The following is a 22913-nucleotide window of genomic DNA, read 5'->3' as shown; positions in this document are numbered from 1 at the left end:
AACAAGGACCGCCCGACACGTCCTCCGCCGTCCTGGGGGCCTGGACGGGGCCGGGGATAGGGTGGGCCCATGGAGCTGATCAAGTACACCCACTCGTGCGTGCGGCTCGAGAAGGAGGGCCGGGTCCTGGTCATCGACCCGGGCACGTTCTCCGGGCCGGACGAGCTGGCGGAGGCCCTCGACGGGGCGGACGTCCTGCTGATCACGCACGTGCACCCCGACCACCTCGACCCGGAGCCCGTGCACGCGCACCTGCGGGCGCACCCGGAGGTCGAGGTGCACGCCCCGGCTCCGGTGGCCGCGGGACTGCGGGAGGCCCTGGGGGAGGGCCACGCGATCCACGACGCCGAGCCCGAGACCGTGCTGGAGGTCGCCGGCTTCACCGTGCGGACGTTCGGCGGCCAGCACGCGCTGATCCACCCGCTGATCCGCACCGTGGACAACATCGGCTACCTGGTCGACGACACCGTCTACCACCCCGGCGACTCGCTCGTGGTCCCGCACGGGCTCTCCGCCCCCGTGCTGCTGGCCCCGATCCACGCGCCCTGGAACAAGCTCGCGGAGGTCGTCGACTTCGTGGTGGCCGTGCGCCCCGAGCGGGTGCACCAGATCCACGACGGGCTGCTCTCCGACAACGGCTTCGGCGTGATCGAGGGGCAGCTGCGCACGTTCGCCGCGAAGTACGGGGCCGAGTACCGCCACCTGGCCACCGGCGAGCGCGTGCGCCTGTAGCCGCGGGGACGCCGCCCCCGGAGTCCGCGGACCGACCCGACCACCGAGAGGAACCACCTGTGAGCACCGTCTTCACGAAGATCATCGAGGGGGAGATCCCCGGCCGTTTCGTCTGGCAGGACGAGCGCTGCGTCGGCTTCCTGTCGATCGACCCCCTCTCGCAGGGCCACACCCTCGTGGTCCCGCGCGAGGAGCACGACCACTGGATCGACCTGCCCGAGGACCTCGCGGCGCACCTGATGGTGGTCTCCCAGCGGATCGGGCAGGCCATCGACGCCGTGTGGCGGCCGGCGCGGGTGGGTCAGATGATCCAGGGCTTCGAGGTCCCGCACACCCACGTGCACGTGTGGCCGGCGGACTCGGTGGAGCAGTTCCAGTTCGCCAACGTGCTCCGCGACCCGGACCCCGCGTGGATGGACGAGGCCGCCGAGCGGCTCCGGGCCGCCCTGGTCGAGGCCGGGCACGGGTCCTCCGTCCCGCAGGCGTGACCGCAGGACGCCGACCGGGACAGGCGCGCACGGACCGCCGGCGGGTCAGGCCCGGGCGGCCTCGAGGGCGTCCTTGAGGGCCTTGCGGATCCGCTTCTCCGAGACGGTGTGGGCGGTCCCCAGCTCCTGGGCGAACAGCGAGACCCGCAGCTCCTCGATCATCCAGGCCACCCGGCGCAGCTCGGCCGGGACCGGGGCGTGCGGCGGCAGCGAGTCCAGCGCGGCGTCGTAGTCGTCCTCGAGCTTCTGCACGGCCAGCATCCCCACCGTGTCCCGCTGGAGGTGCCCGGCGAGCTTCTCGAGCCGCACCTCCATCGCCCGCACGTAGCGCGGCAGGTGCTGGAGCTGGTCGTAGCCGGTGGCCGCGACGAAGCCCGGGTGCACGAGGTGCTCCAGCTGGGCCTTGACGTCGTTGAGCGAGTTCACCGCGGCGAGCGAGGAGGACCGCTTCAGCTGCTTGCGGATCCGGGCCGCCCCGGAGAGCACCTGCTCCACGAGCGCGGTGACCTGGAAGACGGTGTCGATGAGCTCCGCCCGGACGTGCTCGTGCAGGGCGTCGAACGCGGCACGGGTGAACGGGGGCTCGGGCGGGGTGAGCTTGTCGATCGCGGCGACCGTGCAGTCCGCGATGAGCTCGGCGACCGACCCGTGCGGGTTCTGGGTGAAGACCAGCTTCTCCCGGTTGTTGAGGTGCTCCAGCACGTACCGCTCGGGGGAGGGGATGCGCAGCTGCAGCAGGGTGATCACCCCGCGGCGCTGCGCGGCCCGCTGCTCGGCGGCCGAGGGCAGGATGCGCACGGCCACCGTGGTCTCCCGGCCCGCCGCCCGCTCCGCCGAGCCCCGGGGGCGCTCGGGGACCAGCGCGGGCCACCCGGTGATCCGCTGGCCGGCCACCGTGGTCTCGACGCTGCGGGGCAGGTCCTCCTCCGGCCACCCCGTCAGGCCCGAGCGCTCGAGCGCCGGCGCCGCGGGGGCCGCCGGCGGCCGGGGCGCCGGGGTGCGCGGGTCCTTCCGGGCGGGTCCGCCGGCCGGGAGCCCGGAGGGGGTGCCGGGCACGGCGCCGAGGGACTCGGCCAGGGCGGCGCGGATCTCGTCGTGCAGCTGCGCCCGGAGCGCCTCGAGGTCCTCGCCCTCGCCCAGCACCCGGTTGCGGCGGTCCCGCACCTCGAAGCGCATCCGCAGGTGGGCCGGGACCGCGTCCCAGTTCCACGACCCCGGCGGCACCACGTGGCCCCGGAGCCGGCGCAGGACCAGCTCCAGGGACGGCTCGAGGGCGTCGACGGCCGGGTCGAAGTCGGCCTCGAGCATCGCCACCGCCTGGCGGGCGACGTCGGGGGCCGGCACGAAGTTGCGCCGCACGGCCTTCGGCAGGGACTTGATGAGCGCGGTGACGAGCTCGGTGCGCAGGCCGGGGATCTGCCACCGGAACTGCTCGGGGTCGATCTGGTGGAGGAACAGGACGGGCACCCGCACGGTCACGCCGTCGGCCTGGTCGGCGCCCGGGGCGAACTCGTAGGCGAGGTCGAGCACCAGCTCCCCGTCGCGGGTGCGCCGGACCCACTGGCGCGGGTACCGGGACTCGTCGTAGCCGCCGGCCTCCTCGTCGATCAGGTCCTCGGGGTCCAGGTCCAGGAGGTGCTCGTCCTGCTGCCGGGCCTTCTTCCACCACGCGTCGAAGTGCCGCGCGGAGACCACGGACGCCGGGATCCGGGCGTCGTAGAACTCGAACAGGGCCTCGTCGTCGACCCGCAGGTCCTTGCGGCGCAGCCGGTTCTCGAGCTCCTCGACCTCGGCCAGGCGCTTGCGGTTGCGCGCGAAGAACCGGTGCCGGGTCTGCCAGTCGCCCTCCACGAGGGCGTGGCGGAGGAACAGCTCCCGCGCGAGGGCGGGGTCCACCCGCCAGAAGTTGATCCGGCGCTGCGCCACGACGGGCACGCCGTAGAGGGTGACCTTCTCGTAGGCCATGACGGAGCCCTGCGCCCGGGACCAGTGCGGCTCCGAGACGCTGCGCTTGACCAGGTGCGGGGCCAGCTCCTCGGCCCACAGCGGGTCGATCGCGGCGTTGACGCGGGCCCACAGCCGGGAGGTCTCCACGAGCTCCGCGGACATGATCCAGTCCGGGGACCTCTTGAACAGGTTCGAGCCCGGGAACACGGCGAAGCGTGAGCCGCGCGCCCCCTGGTACTCCCGCTTGCGCTCGTCCTTGAGCCCGATGTGGCTCAGCAGCCCGGCCAGCAGCGAGACGTGGATCTCCCGCTCCTTCCCGGAGGGGTCCACCTCGCGGCCCTTGCCGACCCGGATGCCGACCTGCTGGCCCATCTGGCGCAGCTGGGCGTAGAGGTCCTGCCACTCGCGGATCCGCAGGAAGTTCAGGTACTCCCGCTGGCACAGCTTCCGGAAACGGGTGGAGGACAGCTCCTCCTGCTGCTCCTGGACGTAGCGCCACAGCAGCAGCCAGGACGTGAAGTCGGAGTTCTCGTCGAAGAACCGCTTGTGCAGCTCGTCGGCCTGCTGGCGCTTCTCGAGGGGCCGCTCCCGGGGGTCCTGCACGGTCATCGCCGCGGCCAGCACCATGACCTCCCGCGCGCAGCCCCGCCGGTCGGCCTCCACGATCATCCGGCCCAGCCGCGGGTCCACCGGCAGCTGCGCCAGCTGCCGGCCCACCGGGGTCAGCGGACCGCGGCCGTCGTCGTCCCGGCGTCCGCGCGGGGACGCCCCCCGGGGCTCCTCGAGGGCGCCGAGCTCCCGGAGCAGGGCCACGCCGTCCTTGACGGCCCGGGACTCGGGCGGCTCCACGAACGGGAAGCGCTCGATGTCCCCGGGCTCCTTGACGACCCCCACCGAGGTCATCTGCAGGATCACGGCGGCCAGCGAGGTGCGCAGGATCTCGGGATCGGTGAACTCCGGGCGGGAGAGGTAGTCCTCCTCCGAGTAGAGCCGGATGCAGATGCCGTCGGAGACGCGCCCGCAGCGGCCCGCGCGCTGGTTCGCCGAGGCCCGGGAGATGCGCTCGACCGGGAGGCGCTGCACCTTGGTCCGTGCCGAGTAGCGCGAGATGCGGGCCGTGCCGGGGTCGATCACGTACTTGATGCCCGGGACGGTCAGGGACGTCTCGGCCACGTTGGTGGCCAGGACGATCCGGCGACGGCCCGACGGCGCGAACACCCGGTGCTGCTCCGCCATGGACAGCCGGCCGAACAGGGGCAGGATCTCGGTGTCGGCCAGGGCCCGGACCCGCTTCAGGGTGGCCTGCAGCGCCTCCTGGGCGTCGCGGATCTCCCGCTCCCCGGCGAAGAAGACGAGGATGTCCCCGGGCGGCTCGGCGGAGAGCTCCACGACGGCGTCGCACACGGCGTCGATCGGGTCCCGGTCCTCGTCCTCCAGCCCGTCGCCGGCGTCCTCGGCGTCCTGACCGCCGTCCCCCGACCGGGACTGGGCGAGCGGGCGCCAGCGGACCTCCACCGGGTAGGTGCGGCCCGAGACCTCGATGACCGGCGCCGGCTCCGGCTCGGCGCCCTCGGCCGGCTCCGGCGCGAAGTGCCGGGCGAAGCGCTCCGGGTCGATCGTGGCCGAGGTGATGATCACCTTGAGGTCGGGCCGGCGGGGCAGGATCCGCCGGAGGTAGCCCAGCAGGAAGTCGATGTTCAGGGAGCGCTCGTGGGCCTCGTCGATGATGATCGCCGAGTACTTCTGCAGCAGCCGGTCGTGCTGAATCTCGGCGAGCAGGATGCCGTCGGTCATCAGCTTGATCCGCGAGTCGGCGCCCACCTCGGAGGTGAAGCGCACCTGGTAGCCGACCGTGCCGCCGATCTTCTCGCCCAGCTCCGAGGCGATGCGCTCGGCGACCGAGCGCGCGGCGATCCGCCGCGGCTGGGTGTGCCCGATCAGGCCGCGCTCGCCGAGGCCGAGCTCGAGGCACATCTTGGGGATCTGGGTCGTCTTGCCGGAACCGGTCTCGCCCGCGATCACCACCACCTGGTGCGCGGAGATCGCGTCCATGATGTCCTCCCGGCGCGCGGAGACCGGGAGGTGCTCGGGGTAGACGACGGCGGGGGGGCTGCTCAGGGATGCTGACATGACCCCCCGATCCTACCGGGGACACGGCCCGCGGAGGGCCCGGCCCCGGTGGACGATCGGGCATCTCCGACACGCCGTCGGCGCCGTTCTGTCACCACTTGTGAGCTGCCTCTCATTTTGTGAACTAACGGCAGGTAATATCGCTGACACCACTCGTTCTCGAAAGGATCCACCATGAAGCGACTGTTCCCGATGACGGCGGCCCTCGCCTCCACCGCCCTGCTGCTCACGGCCTGCGGCGGCTCCGAGACCGGGACCGCCGGCGGCGGAGGAGGCACCGGCGAGGCCGTCGAGGAGGCCACCGTCGGGATCAGCCAGTTCGTGGAGCACCCCTCGCTCGACGCCGCGCGGGAGGGCTTCGTCGCCGCGCTCGAGGAGGGCGGCTACACGGAGGGGGACAACCTCACCCTCGACCTCCAGAACGCCTCCGGCGACCAGGGCACCTCCACCAGCATCGCCTCCAACATGGCGTCCTCGGACGCGGACCTCGTCCTGGCCATCGCGACGCCCTCCGCCCAGGGCGTGGCCCAGGCCGTCACCGACCGCCCGGTGCTCTTCACGGCCGTCACCGACCCGGTCGAGGCCGGCCTGGTCGACTCGCTCGAGAACCCCGGCGGCAACGTCACGGGCACCACCGACATGAACCCGGTCGCCGAGCAGATCGCGCTGATCAAGCAGCTCGACCCGGACGCGCAGTCCGTCGGGATCATCTACAGCTCGGGCGAGACCAACTCCCAGGTCCAGGTGGACATGGCCAAGGAGGCCGCCGCCGACGAGGGGCTGGAGGTCGTCGAGAAGGCCGTCACCAACACCTCCGAGGTGGCCCAGGCCGCCGAGTCCTTCGACACGGACGCGATCTACGTGCCCACCGACAACAAGGTGGTCTCCGGCCTCGAGGCCGTGATCGCCGCCGCCGAGTCCAAGCAGATCCCCCTGATCGCGGGCGAGGGCGACTCCGTGGAGCGCGGCGCCCTCATCACCCAGGGCATCGACTACGAGCAGCTCGGCCGGCAGACCGGGGAGATGGCCGTGCGCATCCTCGCCGAGGGCGCGGACCCCGCGTCCATGCCCGTCGAGTCCCAGGAGGAGACCGAGCTGATCATCAACCTCAGGGCCGCCGAGCGGATGGGCGTCGAGGTCCCCCAGGAGCTGCGCGACTCCGCCGACCAGGTCATCGAGTAGTCTCCGGGCGGGCCGGGACGGCGCCGGCGCCCGGTGACCCCGGGCGCCGGCCCGCCCGGCCCCCTGCACGCCCCACCCCGACGGGGGGCGCGCCCGCCCGATCGGCGGACGGACCCCGTCCCACCTCCAACCAGAACGGATCCAGCAGAAGTGATAGCCGGTATCGAACTCGGACTGCTCTACGCGGTCATGGCGCTGGGCGTCTACCTCACGTTCCGGGTGCTCGACTTCCCCGACCTGACGGTCGACCAGTCCTTCACCACGGGCGCCGCCACCACGGCGATGATCATCCTGGGCGGCGGCAGCCCCTGGCTCGCCACCGCCGCCGGCTTCGTGACCGGCGCGCTCGCCGGGCTCATCACGGGCCTGCTCCACACCAAGGCCCACATCAACGGGCTGCTCGCGGGCATCCTCACCATGACCGCGCTCTACTCCATCAACCTGCGCGTCATGGACGGGCGGGCGAACCTGTCCCTGCTGCGCGAGGACACGATCTTCACCCCGCTCGCCGAGCTGGGCGTGCAGGGCACGTGGATCGGCATCGCCCTGTTCCTGCTCGGCGTCGCCGTGGTCAAGGTCCTCCTCGACTGGTTCCTCTACACGGACGCCGGGCTCGCGATGCAGGCCACCGGCGACAACCCGGAGATGATCCGCTCCTTCGGCGTGAACACGGACCACCAGAAGATGCTGGGCCTGTGCCTGTCCAACGGGCTCGTGGGCCTCGCCGGGTCCCTCGTGGCCCAGTACCAGGGCTTCGCCGACATCGGCATGGGCATCGGCCTGATCGTGGTCGGGCTCGCCTCGGTGATCCTCGGCCAGGGGCTCTTCGGCTCCCGCACGGTCGTGGTCGCGACCCTGGCCGTCGTCCTCGGCTCGGTCGTCTACCGGCTGGTCATCACCGTGGCCCTGCAGGCGGGCCTCAACCCGTCCGACATGAAGCTGATCTCCGCGGTCCTCGTGGTGGCCGCGCTCGTGGTGCCGCAGCTGCAGTTCTTCCGGCGCCGCAGGGAACGGCACCAGGCGAGCGAGGCGGCCCGCCTCGTCGACGACCTCACCGACACCCCCGCGACCACGAAGGCAGGTGCCTGAGCCGTGCTCACCATCGACAACGTCCACAAGACGTTCTTCGCCGGGACCGTCAACGAGCGGCGCGCCCTGGCCGGCGTCTCGCTGACCCTGGAGGAGGGCGACTTCCTCACCGTGATCGGCTCCAACGGCGCCGGCAAGTCCACGATCCTCAACGCCATCTCCGGGACGCTGATCCCGGACACGGGCACCGTGCGGGTCGACGACACCGACGTCACCCGGCTGCCCGAGCACAAGCGCGCACGGTACCTGTCCCGCGTGTTCCAGGACCCCATGAAGGGCTCCTCGCCCACCATGACGGTCGAGCAGAACATGGCGATCGCGCTCCAGCGGGGGAAGTCCCGCGGCCTCGCCCCGGGGCTGACGAACGCACGCCGCCGGCTCTTCCGCGAGAAGCTGGCCAGCCTCGAGCTGGGCCTGGAGAACCGGCTGGGCGCCAAGGTGGGCCTGCTCTCCGGCGGCCAGCGGCAGGCCCTGTCCCTGCTCATGGCGACGTTCTCGGAGCCCCGCATCCTGCTCCTGGACGAGCACACGGCGGCCCTCGACCCGCAGCGCGCGGACCTCGTGTCCCGGCTCACCGCGGACATCGTGGCCGAGCAGAACCTCACCACGGTGATGGTCACACACAACATGGACCAGGCCCTGCGCCTGGGCAACCGGCTCATCATGATGCACGAGGGCCGGATCCTCTTCGAGCTCGACGCCGAGCAGAAGCAGACTATGACCGTGCCCGGACTGCTCGAGCAGTTCCGCCGGCTGCAGCCGGGATCGGGGCAGGAGGCGTTCGACGACGCTACGCTGTTCGAGAGCGTCAAGACCGAGGACGGTTCCTGACCGGCCGCCGCAGCCCGACGACGGTCCCGGACCGGCACGGACGGCGACGGGGCGGGCCGGCTGCGGCCCGCCCCGTCCCGCACGTCCGGGCCGTCCGCCCGGCCCCGTCCAGCACCAGGAGAGCACCACCGTGAGCCAGACCCCCGATCCGCGCCACCCCCGCCGCCGGCGCACCGGGGGGTGGCTGCTGGCCGTGGGCGTGCTGGCCCTGTTCCTCTCGACCTTCACCGTGCCGGAGGCCATCCACCTGATCGCGCGCGTCTCCGCGGGAGAGGCCGAGAGCCTGAGCGGGCGCGGGGTGGTGGTCACCGTCGTGGGCGCCGTGACCCTGCTCGGCGGCGGCGCCCTGGCGATCGCCGGGTTCAACTGGCGCCGCTCGGCGGGGGAGGGGCCCAGCGCGGAGGACCGGATGCTCGACGAGCAGTACGGGGACGGGCCGGTGCTCCCCTTCGACCCCGAGCGCTTCCGCCGCCCGGGACCGGGAGACCCCGGCGCCCCCGAATGACGCGCCGTCCGCCCAGGACGGCCGATCGGCCTAGACTCGACGCATGCACAATCAGCCTACTGATGGTCCGGGGCTCAAGAAGCACGTCACCGGGCCGCTCCTGTTCCTGTTCATCCTCGGCGACGTCCTCGGCGCCGGGGTCTACGCCCTCGTGGGCATCATCGCCGGCGAGGTGGGCGGCGTCACCTGGGCCCCGATGCTCGTGGCCCTGCTGCTCGCCCTGCTCACGGCCGCGTCCTACGCCGAGCTCGTCACCAAGTACCCCCGGGCGGGCGGCGCGGCGGTCTTCGCCCACCGCGCCTTCCGCGTCCCGGTCGTGTCCTACCTCGTCGGCTTCTGCATGCTCACCGCCGGTGTGGTGAGCGCGTCCGCCCTGGCCCTGGCGTTCAGCGGGGACTACCTCGCAGTGTTCGTGGACGTGCCCCCCGCTGCCGGGGCCATCGTGTTCCTGATCGCCATCGCCCTGCTCAACGCGCGCGGGATCAAGGAGTCGCTGCGCGCCAACGTCGTCATGACGGCGCTCGAGGTCTCCGGACTGGTGCTGGTCGTCGTGGCCGTCGCGGTCATGCTCGGCGGCGGGGGCGGCGACGTCGGGCGCGCCGTGCGGTTCGGCGAGGAGGTCGACCCGCTGCTGGGCGTGCTGGGCGCCGCCCTGCTCGCGTACTACTCCTTCGTGGGCTTCGAGACCTCGGCCAACATCGCCGAGGAGGTCCGTGACGTGACCCGGGTCTACCCCCGGGCCCTGTTCGGTTCCCTGCTGGCGGCCGGGGCGATGTACGTGCTCGTCGGCACGGCGGCCTCGGTGGCCCTCCCGGCCGACCGGCTGGCGGCCTCGAGCGCCCCGCTGCTGGACGTCGTGACGGCCACCGGGGTCCCGGTGCCGGGCTGGCTGTTCAGCCTGCTCGCCCTCGTCGCGGTCGCCAACGGCGCACTGCTGACCATGATCATGGCCAGCCGCCTCACCTACGGCATGGCCGTGCAGGGGCTCTTCCCCGCCGTGCTGGGCCGGGTGCTCCCGCGGCGCGGCACCCCGTGGGTCGCCATCGTCGCGACGACCCTCGCCGCGCTGGCCCTGACGCTCACCGGCGGGGTGGCCGTCCTGGCGGAGACGGTGGTGCTGCTGCTGCTCGTCGTCTTCATCAGCACGAACGTCGCCGTTCTCGTGCTGCGCCGGGAGCCGGTGGAGCACCGGCACTTCCACGCCTGGACGCCCCTGCCGGTGCTCGCCGTCCTGTCGTGCCTGGTCCTGCTGACGCAGCTGGAGCCCGGGGTGTGGGCCCGCGGCGGGATCGTCCTCGCCGTCGGCGTGCTGCTCCACGTCGTCGCCCGGGTCCGCGGCGGACGTCCCGTCCGGTACCGGACGGTGGAGGAACCAGTGGCCGAGCGTCCCGCGGGGCGCCGCTGAACGCCCCGTGCCCGGTGCCGCCGGGACCGTCGCAGGGCATGCGGTCCACGGCGTCCCGGTCCCGGTCTCGGGTCGCGGGATCTCGGCCGCCTCCGCCGGGGCCCGTGGGGCGGGCCGCCCGGACCCTGGGCACGACGAAGGCCCCGGACCGCTCGGTCCGGGGCCTTCGTCCCATGGGTGCCCGCGGTAGGATTCGAACCTACGGCCTTCTGCTCCGGAGGCAGACGCTCTATCCCCTGAGCTACGCGGGCCTTTCACCGCCTCAGCGATGAACCTCGACGATACTAGCAGGTTTCCGGGGGTGCTCGTCGACCACCCCGGCACGGGCGCTCCACGGCGCCCGGTTACACTGGTCCGGTGACTCCAGAACAACTTTCTCTCGCCGTATCCGCATGCCTTCAGGACGCCGTGGCCCAGGGCGAGCTCGCCCTCGCCGACGGCGCCCGGCTGCCGGAGGTGCGGATCGAGCGACCGAAGAACCGGGAGCACGGGGACTGGGCGACCAACGTGGCCATGCAGCTCGCGAAGAAGGTGGGGCAGGCGCCCCGGGACGTCGCCGCCGTGGTCAGGGACCGGCTGCAGGACACCGCGGGCGTGGCCGCCGTCGACGTGGCCGGCCCGGGCTTCCTCAACATCACCCTGGACGCCGCCGCCGCCGGGGAGATCGCCCGGACCGTCGTGGAGCAGGGCGAGGCCTTCGGCCGGGCCCGCTCGCTCGCCGGGACGGCCGTCAACCTCGAGTTCGTCTCCGCGAACCCCACCGGCCCCGTCCACCTGGGCGGCACCCGCTGGGCCGCCGTCGGCGACTCCCTGGCCCGGGTGCTCGAGGCGCAGGGCGCGGACGTGGTCCGCGAGTACTACTTCAACGACGCCGGCGCGCAGATCGACCGCTTCGCCCGTTCCCTGCTGGCCCGCGCCCAGGGCGAGCCCGCCCCCGAGGACGGCTACGGCGGGGAGTACATCACCGACATCGCCGGACGGATCGTCGCCGAGAACCCGGGCGTCCTCGAGTCCGGGGACCCGCAGGAGGCGTTCCGCGCCGCGGGCGTCGAGCTGATGTTCGCCGAGATCAAGTCCTCGCTGCACGACTTCGGCGTGGACTTCGACGTGTACTTCCACGAGCAGTCCCTGTTCGACAACGGCGCCGTGGAGACGCTCCTCGAGCAGCTCAAGACCTCCGGCGCCCTCTACTTCGCCGACGGCGCGTGGTGGCTGCGCTCGAGCGCCTACGGGGACGACAAGGACCGCGTGGTCGTGAAGTCCGACGGCCAGGCCGCCTACATCGCCGGGGACATCGCCTACTTCAAGGACAAGCGGGACCGCGGGGCGGACCTGTGCATCTACATGCTCGGCGCCGACCACCACGGCTACGTGGCCCGGCTCAAGGCCGCCGCCGCGGCCCTGGGGGACTCCCCGGACCGGGTCGAGGTGCTCATCGGCCAGATGGTGAACCTCGTCCAGGACGGTGTCCCCGTGCGGATGTCCAAGCGCGCCGGGAACGTGGTGACCATGGAGGACCTGGTCGAGGCCGTCGGCGTGGACGCCGCCCGGTACTCCCTGACCCGCTTCTCCGTGGACTCGAACATCGACATCGACCTGGGCCTGCTGACCCGCCGGTCCAACGAGAACCCGGTCTTCTACGTCCAGTACGCCCACGCCCGCACCTGCGCCGTGGGGCGCAACGCCGCGGCGGCGGGCGTCGCCCGCACGGACGGGCGGGGCGAGGCCGTGTTCGACGCGGCGCTGCTCGACCACCCGCTGGAGGGGGAGCTGCTGGCCGCCCTGGGCCAGTACCCGTCGGTGCTCGCCCAGGCCGCCGAGTTCCGCGAGCCGCACCGCGTGGCCCGCCACCTCGAGGTGCTGGCCGGGACCTACCACCGCTGGTACGACGCCTGCCGCGTGGCGCCGCAGGGCGAGGACGAGATCACCGACCTGCACCGCACCCGCCTGTGGCTCAACGACGCCGCACGCCAGGTCCTGGCCAACGGCCTGGGCGTGCTCGGCGTGTCCGCACCGGAGAGGATGTGATCGCATGACCGTCGACCGGACCACCCGCACCGGGGGCTCCGCCCTGGCCCCGGCCTGGCTCACCGTGCCCGAGGACCTCGACGCGCTCGACCCCGTGATCTGGCCCGAGGCGTTCCGCCGCGGGGCGGACGGCGTCCTGGCCGTCTCGGGGATCCCCGTGACCGAGCTCGCCGAGCGCTACGGCACCCCCTCGTACGTCTACTCCGAGGACACCTTCCGGGCCCGCGCCCGCGAGTTCCGCTCCGCCTTCACCGAGGCGTTCGCGCGGATCGGCGCCGAGGTCTCCGTCTACTACGCCGGCAAGTCCTTCCTGACCACCGAGGTGGTGCGCTGGCTGCGCGAGGAGGGCCTCAACGTGGACACCGCCTCGGGCGGGGAGCTGGCCGTCGCCCTGCGCGGCGGCATGGAGCCCGCCCGGATCGCCCTGCACGGCAACAACAAGTCCGCCGCCGAGATCACCCGCGCCCTGGACCACGGCCTCGGCCGGATCGTCGTGGACTCCCTCGCCGAGATCGAGCTCGTCGCCCACCTGGCGCGCACCCTCGGCGTCGTCGCCCCCGTGCTGATCCGCGTCACCCCCGGCGTGCACGCCTCCACGCACGAGTTCATCGCCACCGCCCACGAGGACCAGAAGTTCGGCCTGTCCCTGGCCGAGCCCGCCGGCGGCGGGGACAGTCCCGCGATGCAGGCCGTCGCGGCGTGCGTCCTGGAGCCGGAGCTGGACCTGCGCGGCATCCACTGCCACATCGGCTCCCAGATCTTCGACGCCGACGGCTTCGGGATGGCCGCCGAGCGGGTGCTCGCCTTCATGGCCGACGCCGACGAGCGCTTCGGCCTGACCCTGCCGGAGCTCGACCTCGGCGGCGGCTACGGCATCGCCTACACCGAGGCCGACACCCCGCGCCCGGCCCGCGAGATCGCCGAGGCCCTCGCGGACCGGGTGGCCACCACGGCCCGGTCCCTGCGCATGGCCGTCCCGCACCTGTCCATCGAGCCCGGCCGCGCGATCTCCGGGCCCGCCGCGTGCACCCTCTACACCGTGGGCACCCTCAAGACCGTCACGGCGGAGTCCGGTGCACCGCGCCGGTACGTCTCCGTGGACGGCGGGATGAGCGACAACGCCCGGCCCGTGCTCTACGGGGCCGACTACACCGCCGTGCTCGCGAACCGCCGCGCCGAGGGGGACCCGGTGCTCTCCCGGGTGGTGGGCAAGCACTGCGAGTCCGGCGACATCGTGGTCCGGGACGTCTACCTGCCGGCGGACCTCGCCCCCGGGGACGTCCTGGCGGTGCCCGCCACCGGTGCCTACTGCTGGGCCCTGTCCAGCAACTACAACTGGATCGCCCGCCCGCCGGTCGTCGCCGTGCGCGCCGCCGGGGACGTGCCGGAGGCACGGCTCATCGTGCGGGGCGAGACCGAAGAAGACCTGTTCGCCCGCGACCTGGGAGCCTGATTGACCGCTTCGACCCCTGAGACCACCCGCCCGCCCTCGACCGTGAAGGTCGCCCTGCTCGGTGCCGGCAACGTCGGCGCCGAGGTGGCCCGGACCCTGCTCGACCACGGACCCGAGTTCGCCGCCCGCGTGGGCGCGTCCGTCGAGCTCGTCGGTATCGCCGTGCGGGACCGCACCGCCCGGCGGACCGTCGAGCTGCCCGAGGAGCTGCTCACGACCGACGCCGAGACCCTCATCGACGCCGCGGACGTGGTCATCGAGCTCACCGGGGGCATCGAACCGGCCCGCAGCCGCATCCTGCGGGCCCTGCACGCGGGCAAGCCGGTGATCTCGGGGAACAAGGCGCTCATCGCCCGGCACGGCCGCCAGCTCCAGGACGCGGCCGACGCCGCCGGCGTGCCGCTGTCCTACGAGGCCGCCGTGGCCGGTGCGATCCCGATCGTGCGGCCCATGCAGGACTCCCTCGCGGGGGACCGGGTGGACCGTGTGCTGGGCATCATGAACGGCACCACGAACTACATCCTCGACCAGATGGACACCACGGGCGCGGCGTTCGACGACGCCCTCACCGAGGCGCAGCGCCTCGGCTACGCGGAGGCGGACCCCACGGCCGACGTGGAGGGCCACGACGCCGCGGCGAAGGCCGCCATCCTCGCGTCCCTCGCCTTCCACTCGACCTTCACCATCGACGACGTGTACTGCCGCGGCATCACCGGGGTCACCGCCGCCGACGTCGCCGCCGCCCGCGAGGCCGGCTACGTCATCAAGCTCCTGGCGGTCTGCGAGCGCTGCGCGGACGGCGTGAACCTGCGGGTCACCCCGACCATGATCCCGCGGGAGCACCCGCTGGCCGGCGTGCACGGGGCCTACAACGCCGTGTTCGTCGAGGCCGCGAACGCCGGGTCCCTCATGTTCTACGGTGCGGGCGCCGGCGGTGCCGCCACGGCCTCGGCCGTGCTGGGCGACTTCGTCTCGGCCGCGCGCCGGCTCGTGCTCGGCGGCCCCGCGCAGGGTGCGGACCCCCACGCGCAGCTGCCCGCCGCGCCGATGGACGACGTCCGCACGAGCTTCTCGATCACCCTGACGGTCCAGGACCGGCTCGGCGTCCTGGCACGGATCGCCCAGGTCTTCGCGGACCACGGCGTGTCGATCTTCACGATGCAGCAGAAGGACCACCCGCACGGCGACCCGCAGCTGTCGGAGATCCGGCTGGTGACCCACCGGGGCGCCAACAAGGACCTCGTGGCGACCGTGGACGCCCTGCGCGAGCTGCCCTTCGTCGAGGAGATCGCCGGCGTGATCCGCGTGGAGCACGCCGACTGAGACCGTCCCGGCGGCGCCGCTCCCGCGAACGGCACGGCCGCCGCCCCGCACCGCACGAGCCCCCTCGCACCACCGAGTCCACAGGAAGAGATCCAGCACATGGCACACGTCTGGCAGGGCGTCATCAACGAGTACCGGGACCGGCTGCCGGTCTCCGGGTCCACCGAGGTCATCACGATGGGGGAGGGAGGCACGCCGCTGATCCGGGCGCGCGCCCTGTCGGAGCTCACCGGCAACACCGTCTGGCTGAAGTTCGAGGCCATGAACCCCACCGGCTCGTTCAAGGACCGGGGCATGACCATGGCCATCACGAAGGCCAAGGAGGAGGGCGCCGAGGCCGTCGTGTGCGCCTCGACGGGCAACACCTCCGCCTCCGCCGCGGCGTACGCGAAGCAGGCCGGGCTCACGTGCGCGGTGCTCGTGCCCGAGGGCCGGATCGCCATGGGCAAGCTCTCCCAGGCCGTGGCGCACGGCGCGGACATCATCCAGGTGGACGGCAACTTCGACAACTGCCTCGAGGTGGCCCGCAAGCTCTCCGAGTCCTACCCCGTGTTCCTCGTGAACTCGGTGAACCCGTACCGGATCGAGGGCCAGAAGACCGGGGCGTTCGAGGTCGTCGACACCCTCGGCGACGCGCCGGACCTGCACATCCTGCCGGTCGGCAACGCCGGCAACATCACCGCGTACTGGAAGGGCTACCAGGAGTACGCCCGGCCGTACGACTCGCCGACGGCGGGCGAGCTGCCCGCGGTCTCGACGAAGCTGCCCGTGATGTGGGGCTTCCAGGCCGAGGGGGCCGCACCGCTGGTCCTCGGCCACCCCGTGACGGAGCCCGAGACGATCGCGACCGCCATCCGGATCGGCAACCCCGCGTCCTGGGACTCCGCGATCGCGGCCCGCGACGAGTCCGGCGGGCTCATCGGCTCGGTCTCCGACGACGAGATCCTGGCCGCCCACCGGTGGCTCTCGGCCCGGGAGGGCGTGTTCGTCGAACCCGGGTCCGCCGCGGGCGTCGCCGGCCTGCTCCAGAAGCACGCCGCGGGGGAGGCCCCCACGGGGAGGACGATCGTCATCACCGTGACCGGCCACGGGCTCAAGGACCCGCAGTGGGCGATCAAGGCCGCCGAGAAGGAGGACCCCGCGCTGGTCGAGCCCCAGCGCGTGCCCTTCGACGTCGTGGCCGTCGCGGCCGCCCTGGGCCTGGAGTAGTCCCGGATGTTCGAGATCGGCCAGCGGGTCACGGTGAGCGTGCCCGGCTCCACCGGCAACGTGGGCCCCGGCTACGACAGCCTGGGGCTGGCGCTCGGCCACTACGACGACCTCGCCGTGACCGTGACCGGGGGCGGGCTGGAGTTCGAGCTCCACGGCGAGGGCTCCTCGTCCGTGGCCCGGTCCGCGGAGCACCTGGTGGTCCGCGCCATGCGAGCCGCCTTCCGGGCCGCGGGCGTCGAGGAGCTGCCGGGCCTGCGGCTCGAGGCGACCAACCGGATCCCGCACGGCCGCGGCATGGGCTCGAGCGCCTCCGCCGTGGTGGCGGGCGTGCTCGCGGCGAACGCGCTGCTGCCGGCGGACCGCGTCCTCGACGGAAACCGCCTGCTCCAGGTCGCGGCCGCCATGGAGGGCCACCCCGACAACGTGGCCCCGTCCCTCTACGGGGGCCTCGTGATCTCCTGGACCGACGCGGACGGCTACCGCAGCGCCCCCGTGACCGTCCACGAGGACGTGGTCCCGGTGGTCGCGATCCCCGACTTCGAGGTGCCCACCCGGCTGGCCCGGTCCCTGCTGCCCGCGACCGTCCCGCACCACGACGCGGCGGTCAACGCCGGGCGGACGGCCCTGCTCGTCGAGGCCCTGACGCGTCGCCCCGAGCTGCTGCTGCCCGCCACGGAGGACCGGCTGCACCAGCCGTACCGGGCCTCGGCCATGCCGCCGAGCGCCCGGCTGATGACCGCGCTGCGGGAGCGCGGGCTCCCGGCCATGATCTCCGGGGCCGGACCGACGGTCCTGGTCCTGGCCGCGGACCGGAACGAGGCGCAGCAGACGGAACGGGCCCTCGAGGAGCTGGTGGGGCACAATGCCGACACCGGTTCCGTCTCCTGGCGTGTCCTCCGTCTGCGGGTCGACGGCCAGGGTGCTAAGCTGGAGAGGCACCCGCAGCAGATCCAGGGGTAGGAGACCGCGCCCGGCGCGGTGAGGACAGCGGGCATCATGAGGGGCAGCGCCCCGGTCCGATGCCCGGCGGTCCTCGGCTCCACCACCTCAGATCCTCCGGTGATCCCCCGCCGGCACCGGCTTCTTCGATGCCGTCGGCGCACCGGTCCGCACCGACACGGGCCGGAGCGCACCACGATCCTGCGGGCAACACCTTGTTCGCCCAGGCTGCCGCGCCCTGAAGTGCGCCCCGCCGCAGGCGGCCCGCCGTCGCGGCCCGCCGGGAACCATCCACGGTCCTGGACTCTGAGATCCATGGGCCCCCCACCGAGGGAGAAGGACACTTCGTGACCGAGACCACCGACCTTTCCACGGGTACGGAAGAGACCACCACCACCGATCCCCGGAACGCGGGCCTGTCCGCGCTCAAGCTGGCGCAGCTCCAGGCGCTCGCCTCCCAGCTCGGGATCACCGGCGCCCGCCGGATGCGCAAGAGCCTGCTGGTCGACGCGATCGCCGCCCACCAGCGCGGCGGGGCCGTGGCCGACCGGGACAGGGCCGTCGAGGAGAAGATCGCGCAGACGGTCGAGAAGACCGCCGACGGCAGCGCCGACCAGGGTGCCGCCCCGGCCGCCGAGCGGACCGGCGCGGACGCCGCCCAGGGCACCGAGAGCGCCGAGCCGCAGCGGCGCACGCGCTCCCGCCGGGCCACGAGCACCGGCGTGGTGCCGGCCGTCGAGCAGCAGGGCACCGAGCAGCAGGGCACCGAGCAGCAGAGCGCCGGGCAGCAGGCGACCGAGCCGGGATCCACCGAGCCGCAGCAGGCCGAGCGCTCCGCCCAGGACGCGTCCGGCTCCGAGGGCGAGGGCGGCCGCGGCCGCAACCGCAGCCGTCGCAACCGCAACCGCGACGACAGCGGCCAGAACGCCGGCGGCCAGAACGGCGGCGGCCAGGACGCCGGACAGAGGTCCGAGGAGCCGCGCTCCGCCGAGGGCCGTGACGACGACCAGCCCAAGCAGGACCGTGGCCGCAACCAGAACCGCGGCCAGGACAAGGGCGGTCAGGACAAGGTCGGTCAGGACAAGGGCGGCCAGGACAACCGCCAGGACAACCGCGGCCAGGACAAGGGCGGCCAGGACAAGGGCGACGGCCGCGGCAAGCGGGACAACCGCTCCGAGGGCGGGAAGTCCCAGGACGGCAAGGGTCAGGACAACCGCGGCCAGGACAACCGCGGCCAGGACAACCGCCAGGACAACCGGGGCCAGGACGGTGACGGCGGCAGCCGCCGCAGCCGCCGCAACCGCAACCGCAACGACCGCGACCGGGACCGCAGCGACCGCAACGACCGGGCCGAGCGCAACGAGCGCCGCAACCGCCGCGGGCGCAACGCCGGTCCCGAGGTCGACGACACGGAGTTCACCGAGGACGACGTCCTGCTGCCCGTCGCGGGCATCCTGGACGTCCTCGACAACTACGCGTTCGTGCGCACCTCCGGCTACCTGCCGGGCCCGAACGACGTCTACGTCAGCCTCGCCCAGGTCAAGAAGCACAACCTGCGCAAGGGCGACGCCGTGGTGGGCGCCATCCGCGCCCCCCGCGAGGGCGAGCAGCAGAACAACACGCGGCAGAAGTTCAACGCGCTGGTCCAGCTGACCACGGTCAACGGCAAGAAGACCGAGGAGAACAAGGACCGCGTGGACTTCGGGAAGCTGATCCCGCTGTACCCGCAGGAGCGGCTGCGCCTCGAGACGGAGCCCAAGAAGATCGGGCCCCGCGTCGTCGACCTCGTCGCGCCCATCGGCAAGGGCCAGCGCGGGCTGATCGTCTCCCCGCCGAAGGCCGGCAAGACGCTGATGCTGCAGGCGATCGCCAACGCGATCACCACGAACAACCCCGAGGTCCACCTCATGATGGTGCTCGTCGACGAGCGCCCCGAGGAGGTCACGGACATGCAGCGCACGGTCAAGGGCGAGGTCATCGCCTCGACCTTCGACCGCCCGGCGGACGACCACACCACGGTCGCCGAGCTCGCGATCGAGCGGGCCAAGCGGCTCGTGGAGATGGGCATGGACGTGGTGGTCCTCCTGGACTCCATGACCCGCCTGGGCCGTGCCTACAACCTCTCGGCCCCCGCGTCCGGGCGCATCCTCTCGGGCGGCGTGGACTCCGCGGCGCTGTACCCGCCGAAGAAGTTCTTCGGCGCGGCCCGCAACATCGAGAACGGCGGCTCGCTCACCATCCTCGCGACCGCCCTCGTGGAGACGGGGTCCAAGATGGACGAGGTCATCTTCGAGGAGTTCAAGGGCACCGGCAACATGGAGCTGCGCCTGTCCCGCTCGCTCGCGGACAAGCGGATCTACCCGGCCGTGGACGTCAACTCCTCGGGCACCCGCCGGGAGGAGAACCTCCTGTCCCCGGACGAGATCAAGATCATGTGGAAGCTGCGCCGGGTCCTCTCCGGGCTCGACCAGCAGCAGGCCCTCGAGCTGCTCACGAACAAGCTGCGGGACACCCAGTCCAACACCGAGTTCCTGCTCCAGGTGCAGAAGACCACGCTGTCGGCCCGCGCCGAGAGCGACCGCTAGCACGCCCGCAGCCGCCGCGGCCCGGTCCGGATCCCGGACCGGGCCGCGGCGGCGTCGTCGTGCCCGGGCCCCGCCCGCGCGCGACCCGACCGCCGCCGTCACCGCGGCCCGACGAAGCCGCCCGTTGCACGCCCGATGAAGGAGCGTCCCATGCCGGACCCGATCCAGTCCCTGCTCGACGAGCACGCCGAGCTGCAGCGGCAGCTCGCCGACCCCGCGGTGCACGCGGAGCAGGGCAAGGCCCGCCGCCTGGGGCGCCGCTACGCCGAGCTCAACGGCATCGTCGAGGCCCACCGCCGGGTCGGGCGCCTCGAGGAGGACCTGGGCGCGGCCCGCGAGCTCGCCGCCGAGGAGCCCGAGTTCGCCGAGGAGATCCCGGCGCTCGAGGAGCAGCTCGCGGCGGCCCGCGAGAAGCTGCGCCGGCTGCTCGTCCCGCGGGACCCCGACGACGGGCGCAACGTGATCCTGGAGGTCAAGGCGGGCGAGGGCGGCGACGAGTCCGCGCTCTTCGCCGGGGACCTGCTGCGGATGTACCTCAAGTACGCGGAGGCCCGCGGCTGGAAGACCGAGTTCATCTCGACCACCGACTCCGACCTGGGCGGCTACAAGGACGTGCAGGTCGCCATCAAGTCGAGCGCCACGGACCCGGCCGAGGGCGTGTGGGCGCGGCTGAAGTACGAGGGCGGGGTGCACCGCGTGCAGCGCGTGCCCGTCACGGAGTCGCAGGGCCGGATCCACACCTCCGCCGCGGCGGTGCTGGTCTTCCCGGAGGTCGACGAGCCCGAGGAGGTCGAGATCAGCCAGAACGACCTGAAGATCGACGTCTACCGCTCCTCGGGGCCCGGCGGCCAGTCCGTGAACACCACCGACTCCGCGGTGCGCATCACGCACCTGCCCACGGGCATCGTGGTGGCCATGCAGAACGAGAAGTCGCAGCTGCAGAACCGCGAGGCCGCGATGCGGGTGCTGCGCGCCCGGATCCTCGCCCACCAGCAGGAGCAGATCGACGCGGACAACGCCGCGCAGCGCCGCTCCCAGGTCCGCACCATGGACCGCTCCGAGCGGATCCGCACCTACAACTTCCCGGAGAACCGGATCAACGACCACCGCACCGGGTACAAGGCGTACAACCTCGACCACGTCATGGCGGGGGACCTCGAACCGGTGGTGCGCTCGGCGATCGAGATGGACGAGCAGGCCCGGCTCGAGGCCATCGGCCAGCAGGACGGCTGAGCGGGGCCCGGGATGACGAGGTCGCTGGGCCAGGCGGTGCGCTGGGCGGAGCAGGTGCTCGCCGAGGCGGGGATCGACTCCGCGCGCACCGACGCGCTGCTGCTCGCGGGGCACCTCACGGGCCTGTCCCGGGGGGAGGTCGAGGCGCGGGCCGTCATCGGCGGGGACGAGCCCGAGGGCTACGCGGAGCTGGTGGCCGAGCGCGCCCGCCGGATCCCGCTGCAGCACCTCACGGGCGTGGCGCACTTCCGCTACCTGACCCTGGCCGTGGGGCCCGGGGTGTTCGTGCCGCGGCCCGAGACGGAGACCGTGGTGCAGGCCGTGGTCGACGAGCTGCGCGACCAGCTCGCCGCGGGCGTGCACCGGCCGCACGTGGTGGACCTGGGCACCGGCTCCGGGGCCATCGCGGCCTCGGTGGCGCACGAGGTGCCGCAGGCGCGCGTGCACGCCGTGGAGCTCTCCGGGGCCGCCCACGCGTGGGCGGCGGAGAACCTGCGCGGGACCCGCGCGGAGCTGGTCCGCGGCGATCTGCGCACCGCGTTCCCGGAGCTCGAGGGCCGCTGCGACGTGGTCGTCTCGAACCCGCCGTACATCCCCGCGGACGCGGTCCCGCGCGAGCCCGAGGCCCGGGAGCACGACCCGGACCTCGCCCTGTACGGGGGCGGCGAGGACGGGCTCGAGCTCCCGCGGGCGGCCCTCGCCTCGGCCGTGCGGCTGCTGCGCCCCGGCGGGTTCTTCGTGATGGAGCACGCCGAGGTGCAGGCCGGGGCCGTGGCATACGCGTTCCGCGCCGCCGGGCTCGAGGACGTCGTGGGCCACCAGGACCTGACGGGCCGGGACCGGGCCACGGCCGGGCGGACGCCCCGCGGCGCCCGCACCACCGGGATGGGAGAATGGACGCCGTGAACTCCACCGTCTACGACTGCACCAGCATCGCCCAGCGCACCGCCGGGCTCAAGCACGCCGCGCGCGCCCTCGCGGCCGACGCGTGCGTGGTCCTGCCCACCGACACCGTCTACGGGATCGGGGCCAACGCGTTCTCCGCCCGCGGGGTCGCGACCCTGCTCGCGGCCAAGGGCCGGTCCCGGGCGATGCCCCCGCCCGTGCTCATCGCCCACGCCGGGGTGCTCGACGGTCTGGCGGACGAGGTCTCCGAGGACGCCCGCGCGCTCGCCCGCGCCTTCTGGCCCGGCGGTCTGACCCTCATCTTCCACTCCCACCCGTCGCTGGGCTGGGACCTGGGGGAGACCCACGGCACCGTGGCCCTGCGGGTCCCCGACGACGAGCTCGCCCAGGCGCTGCTCATCGAGAGCGGCCCGCTGGCCGTCTCCTCGGCCAACCGCACCGGCCACCCCGCCGCGTCGACGGCGCAGGCCGCGGCGGACATGCTCGGGGACTCGGTGGAGCTCTACCTGGACGGCGGCCCGCGGCCCGTCGGGGGCCCCGCGGGCGCGGACCCGGTGTCCTCCACGATCGTGGACTGCACGGGGGAGACTCCGCTGCTGGTGCGGCACGGCACCGTGAGCCTCGCCCGGCTGCGCTCCGTCGTGCCCTCGGTGGTGCCGGCGGACGGCGACGAGGAGCTGGACGGCCCCTCCACAGCCGACACCGCTCCCGCGGACGCTGCTTCCGCGGACCCCGCCGCGGCCCGGGGGTCGCACGCGGTGAGCGAGCCCGACCCGGAGGCCGGCCCGCCCGCCGCGGGGCCGGCGGCGCCGGGGGCGGCGCCGCCGGGGCGCCCGCGGGGGGCCGGGGGGGGGGGCGGGGGCGGGGGGGGGGGGGGGGGGGGGGGCACCCCCCCCCCCCCCCGGGCCGGCGCCCCCCGGCGGGG

General features: G+C 73.4%; 17 protein-coding genes and 1 tRNA gene. 16 read left to right on the top strand and 2 right to left on the bottom strand.

Annotation, left to right across the window (positions count from 1 at the left end):
- Positions 1-69 precede the first annotated feature (69 nt).
- Together ACPYN7_RS10040 and ACPYN7_RS10035 are read left to right on the top strand one after the other, a co-directional pair.
- The gene (locus tag ACPYN7_RS10040) at positions 70-732 is read left to right on the top strand and encodes an MBL fold metallo-hydrolase (protein WP_424347557.1); all 663 of its coding nucleotides are present in this window, start codon (positions 70-72) and stop codon (positions 730-732) included.
- A gap of 59 nt (positions 733-791) precedes the next feature.
- On the top strand, positions 792-1220 hold the full coding sequence (locus ACPYN7_RS10035; RefSeq protein WP_424347556.1) for an HIT family protein: 429 nt from the start codon (positions 792-794) through the stop codon (positions 1218-1220).
- A 45-nt stretch (positions 1221-1265) separates the two neighbouring features.
- On the opposite strand, the gene hrpA is transcribed toward ACPYN7_RS10035, so the two are convergent.
- Positions 1266-5297: an ATP-dependent RNA helicase HrpA gene (hrpA, locus tag ACPYN7_RS10030; RefSeq protein ID WP_424347555.1), complete on the bottom strand. Its 4032-nt coding sequence runs from the start codon at positions 5295-5297 to the stop codon at positions 1266-1268.
- Positions 5298-5471: 174 nt separating this feature from the next.
- Here hrpA and ACPYN7_RS10025 point away from each other — a divergent pair, with 174 nt between their 5' ends.
- The 5 genes from ACPYN7_RS10025 to ACPYN7_RS10005 all read left to right on the top strand — a co-directional run bounded on the left by ACPYN7_RS10025 (position 5472) and on the right by ACPYN7_RS10005 (position 10309).
- Positions 5472-6479 (top strand): ABC transporter substrate-binding protein, encoded by a 1008-nt coding sequence (locus ACPYN7_RS10025; protein WP_424347554.1) that lies wholly within the window; start codon positions 5472-5474, stop codon positions 6477-6479.
- 150 nt (positions 6480-6629) lie between these two features.
- On the top strand, positions 6630-7568 hold the full coding sequence (locus ACPYN7_RS10020) for an ABC transporter permease (protein ID WP_058874724.1): 939 nt from the start codon (positions 6630-6632) through the stop codon (positions 7566-7568).
- 3 nt (positions 7569-7571) lie between these two features.
- Positions 7572-8399: an ABC transporter ATP-binding protein gene (locus tag ACPYN7_RS10015; protein WP_058874723.1), complete on the top strand. Its 828-nt coding sequence runs from the start codon at positions 7572-7574 to the stop codon at positions 8397-8399.
- A gap of 130 nt (positions 8400-8529) precedes the next feature.
- Entirely contained in the window at positions 8530-8904 is a 375-nt protein-coding gene (locus ACPYN7_RS10010) for a hypothetical protein (protein WP_058874722.1), read from the top strand.
- Between the two features lie 43 nt (positions 8905-8947).
- The gene (locus ACPYN7_RS10005) at positions 8948-10309 is read left to right on the top strand and encodes an APC family permease (RefSeq protein ID WP_424347553.1); all 1362 of its coding nucleotides are present in this window, start codon (positions 8948-8950) and stop codon (positions 10307-10309) included.
- A 178-nt stretch (positions 10310-10487) separates the two neighbouring features.
- Here the strand turns inward: ACPYN7_RS10005 and ACPYN7_RS10000 are convergent.
- Positions 10488-10560, bottom strand: a tRNA-Arg gene (locus tag ACPYN7_RS10000).
- 106 nt (positions 10561-10666) lie between these two features.
- Here ACPYN7_RS10000 and argS point away from each other — a divergent pair.
- The 9 genes from argS to ACPYN7_RS09955 form a co-directional block, all read left to right on the top strand.
- The gene (argS, locus tag ACPYN7_RS09995; RefSeq protein WP_424347552.1) at positions 10667-12337 is read left to right on the top strand and encodes an arginine--tRNA ligase; all 1671 of its coding nucleotides are present in this window, start codon (positions 10667-10669) and stop codon (positions 12335-12337) included.
- Positions 12338-12341: 4 nt separating this feature from the next.
- Positions 12342-13790 (top strand): diaminopimelate decarboxylase, encoded by a 1449-nt coding sequence (gene lysA / locus ACPYN7_RS09990; RefSeq protein ID WP_424347551.1) that lies wholly within the window; start codon positions 12342-12344, stop codon positions 13788-13790.
- On the top strand, positions 13791-15113 hold the full coding sequence (locus ACPYN7_RS09985; protein ID WP_424347550.1) for a homoserine dehydrogenase: 1323 nt from the start codon (positions 13791-13793) through the stop codon (positions 15111-15113).
- Between the two features lie 99 nt (positions 15114-15212).
- Complete coding sequence (gene thrC, locus ACPYN7_RS09980) at positions 15213-16322, top strand: threonine synthase (RefSeq protein ID WP_424347549.1); 1110 nt, start codon at positions 15213-15215, stop codon at positions 16320-16322.
- Positions 16323-16328: 6 nt separating this feature from the next.
- Positions 16329-17285 (top strand): homoserine kinase, encoded by a 957-nt coding sequence (gene thrB, locus ACPYN7_RS09975; RefSeq protein WP_424347548.1) that lies wholly within the window; start codon positions 16329-16331, stop codon positions 17283-17285.
- 326 nt (positions 17286-17611) lie between these two features.
- Positions 17612-19849 carry a transcription termination factor Rho gene (gene rho, locus ACPYN7_RS09970; protein ID WP_424347547.1) on the top strand — a complete coding sequence of 746 codons (2238 nt, stop codon included), beginning with the start codon at positions 17612-17614 and terminating at the stop codon, positions 19847-19849.
- A 150-nt stretch (positions 19850-19999) separates the two neighbouring features.
- Positions 20000-21082, top strand: coding sequence for a peptide chain release factor 1 (gene prfA, locus ACPYN7_RS09965; RefSeq protein ID WP_058874714.1), 1083 nt, complete (start codon positions 20000-20002; stop codon positions 21080-21082).
- Between the two features lie 12 nt (positions 21083-21094).
- Positions 21095-21988: a peptide chain release factor N(5)-glutamine methyltransferase gene (gene prmC / locus ACPYN7_RS09960; protein WP_058874713.1), complete on the top strand. Its 894-nt coding sequence runs from the start codon at positions 21095-21097 to the stop codon at positions 21986-21988.
- The coding region (locus ACPYN7_RS09955) for an L-threonylcarbamoyladenylate synthase (protein ID WP_424347546.1) at positions 21985-22913 on the top strand (929 nt) is incomplete at its 3' end. The genes prmC and ACPYN7_RS09955, both read left to right, overlap by 4 nt.

Origin of the sequence: Kocuria sp. CH-021, from assembly GCF_049716185.1 — a bacterium.
In the GTDB taxonomy this organism is placed as follows: Bacteria; Actinomycetota; Actinomycetes; order Actinomycetales; family Micrococcaceae; genus Kocuria; species Kocuria cellulosilytica.
Note: the sequence above shows the minus strand (reverse complement) of the source record. Positions and strands in the feature narration are given on the sequence as shown.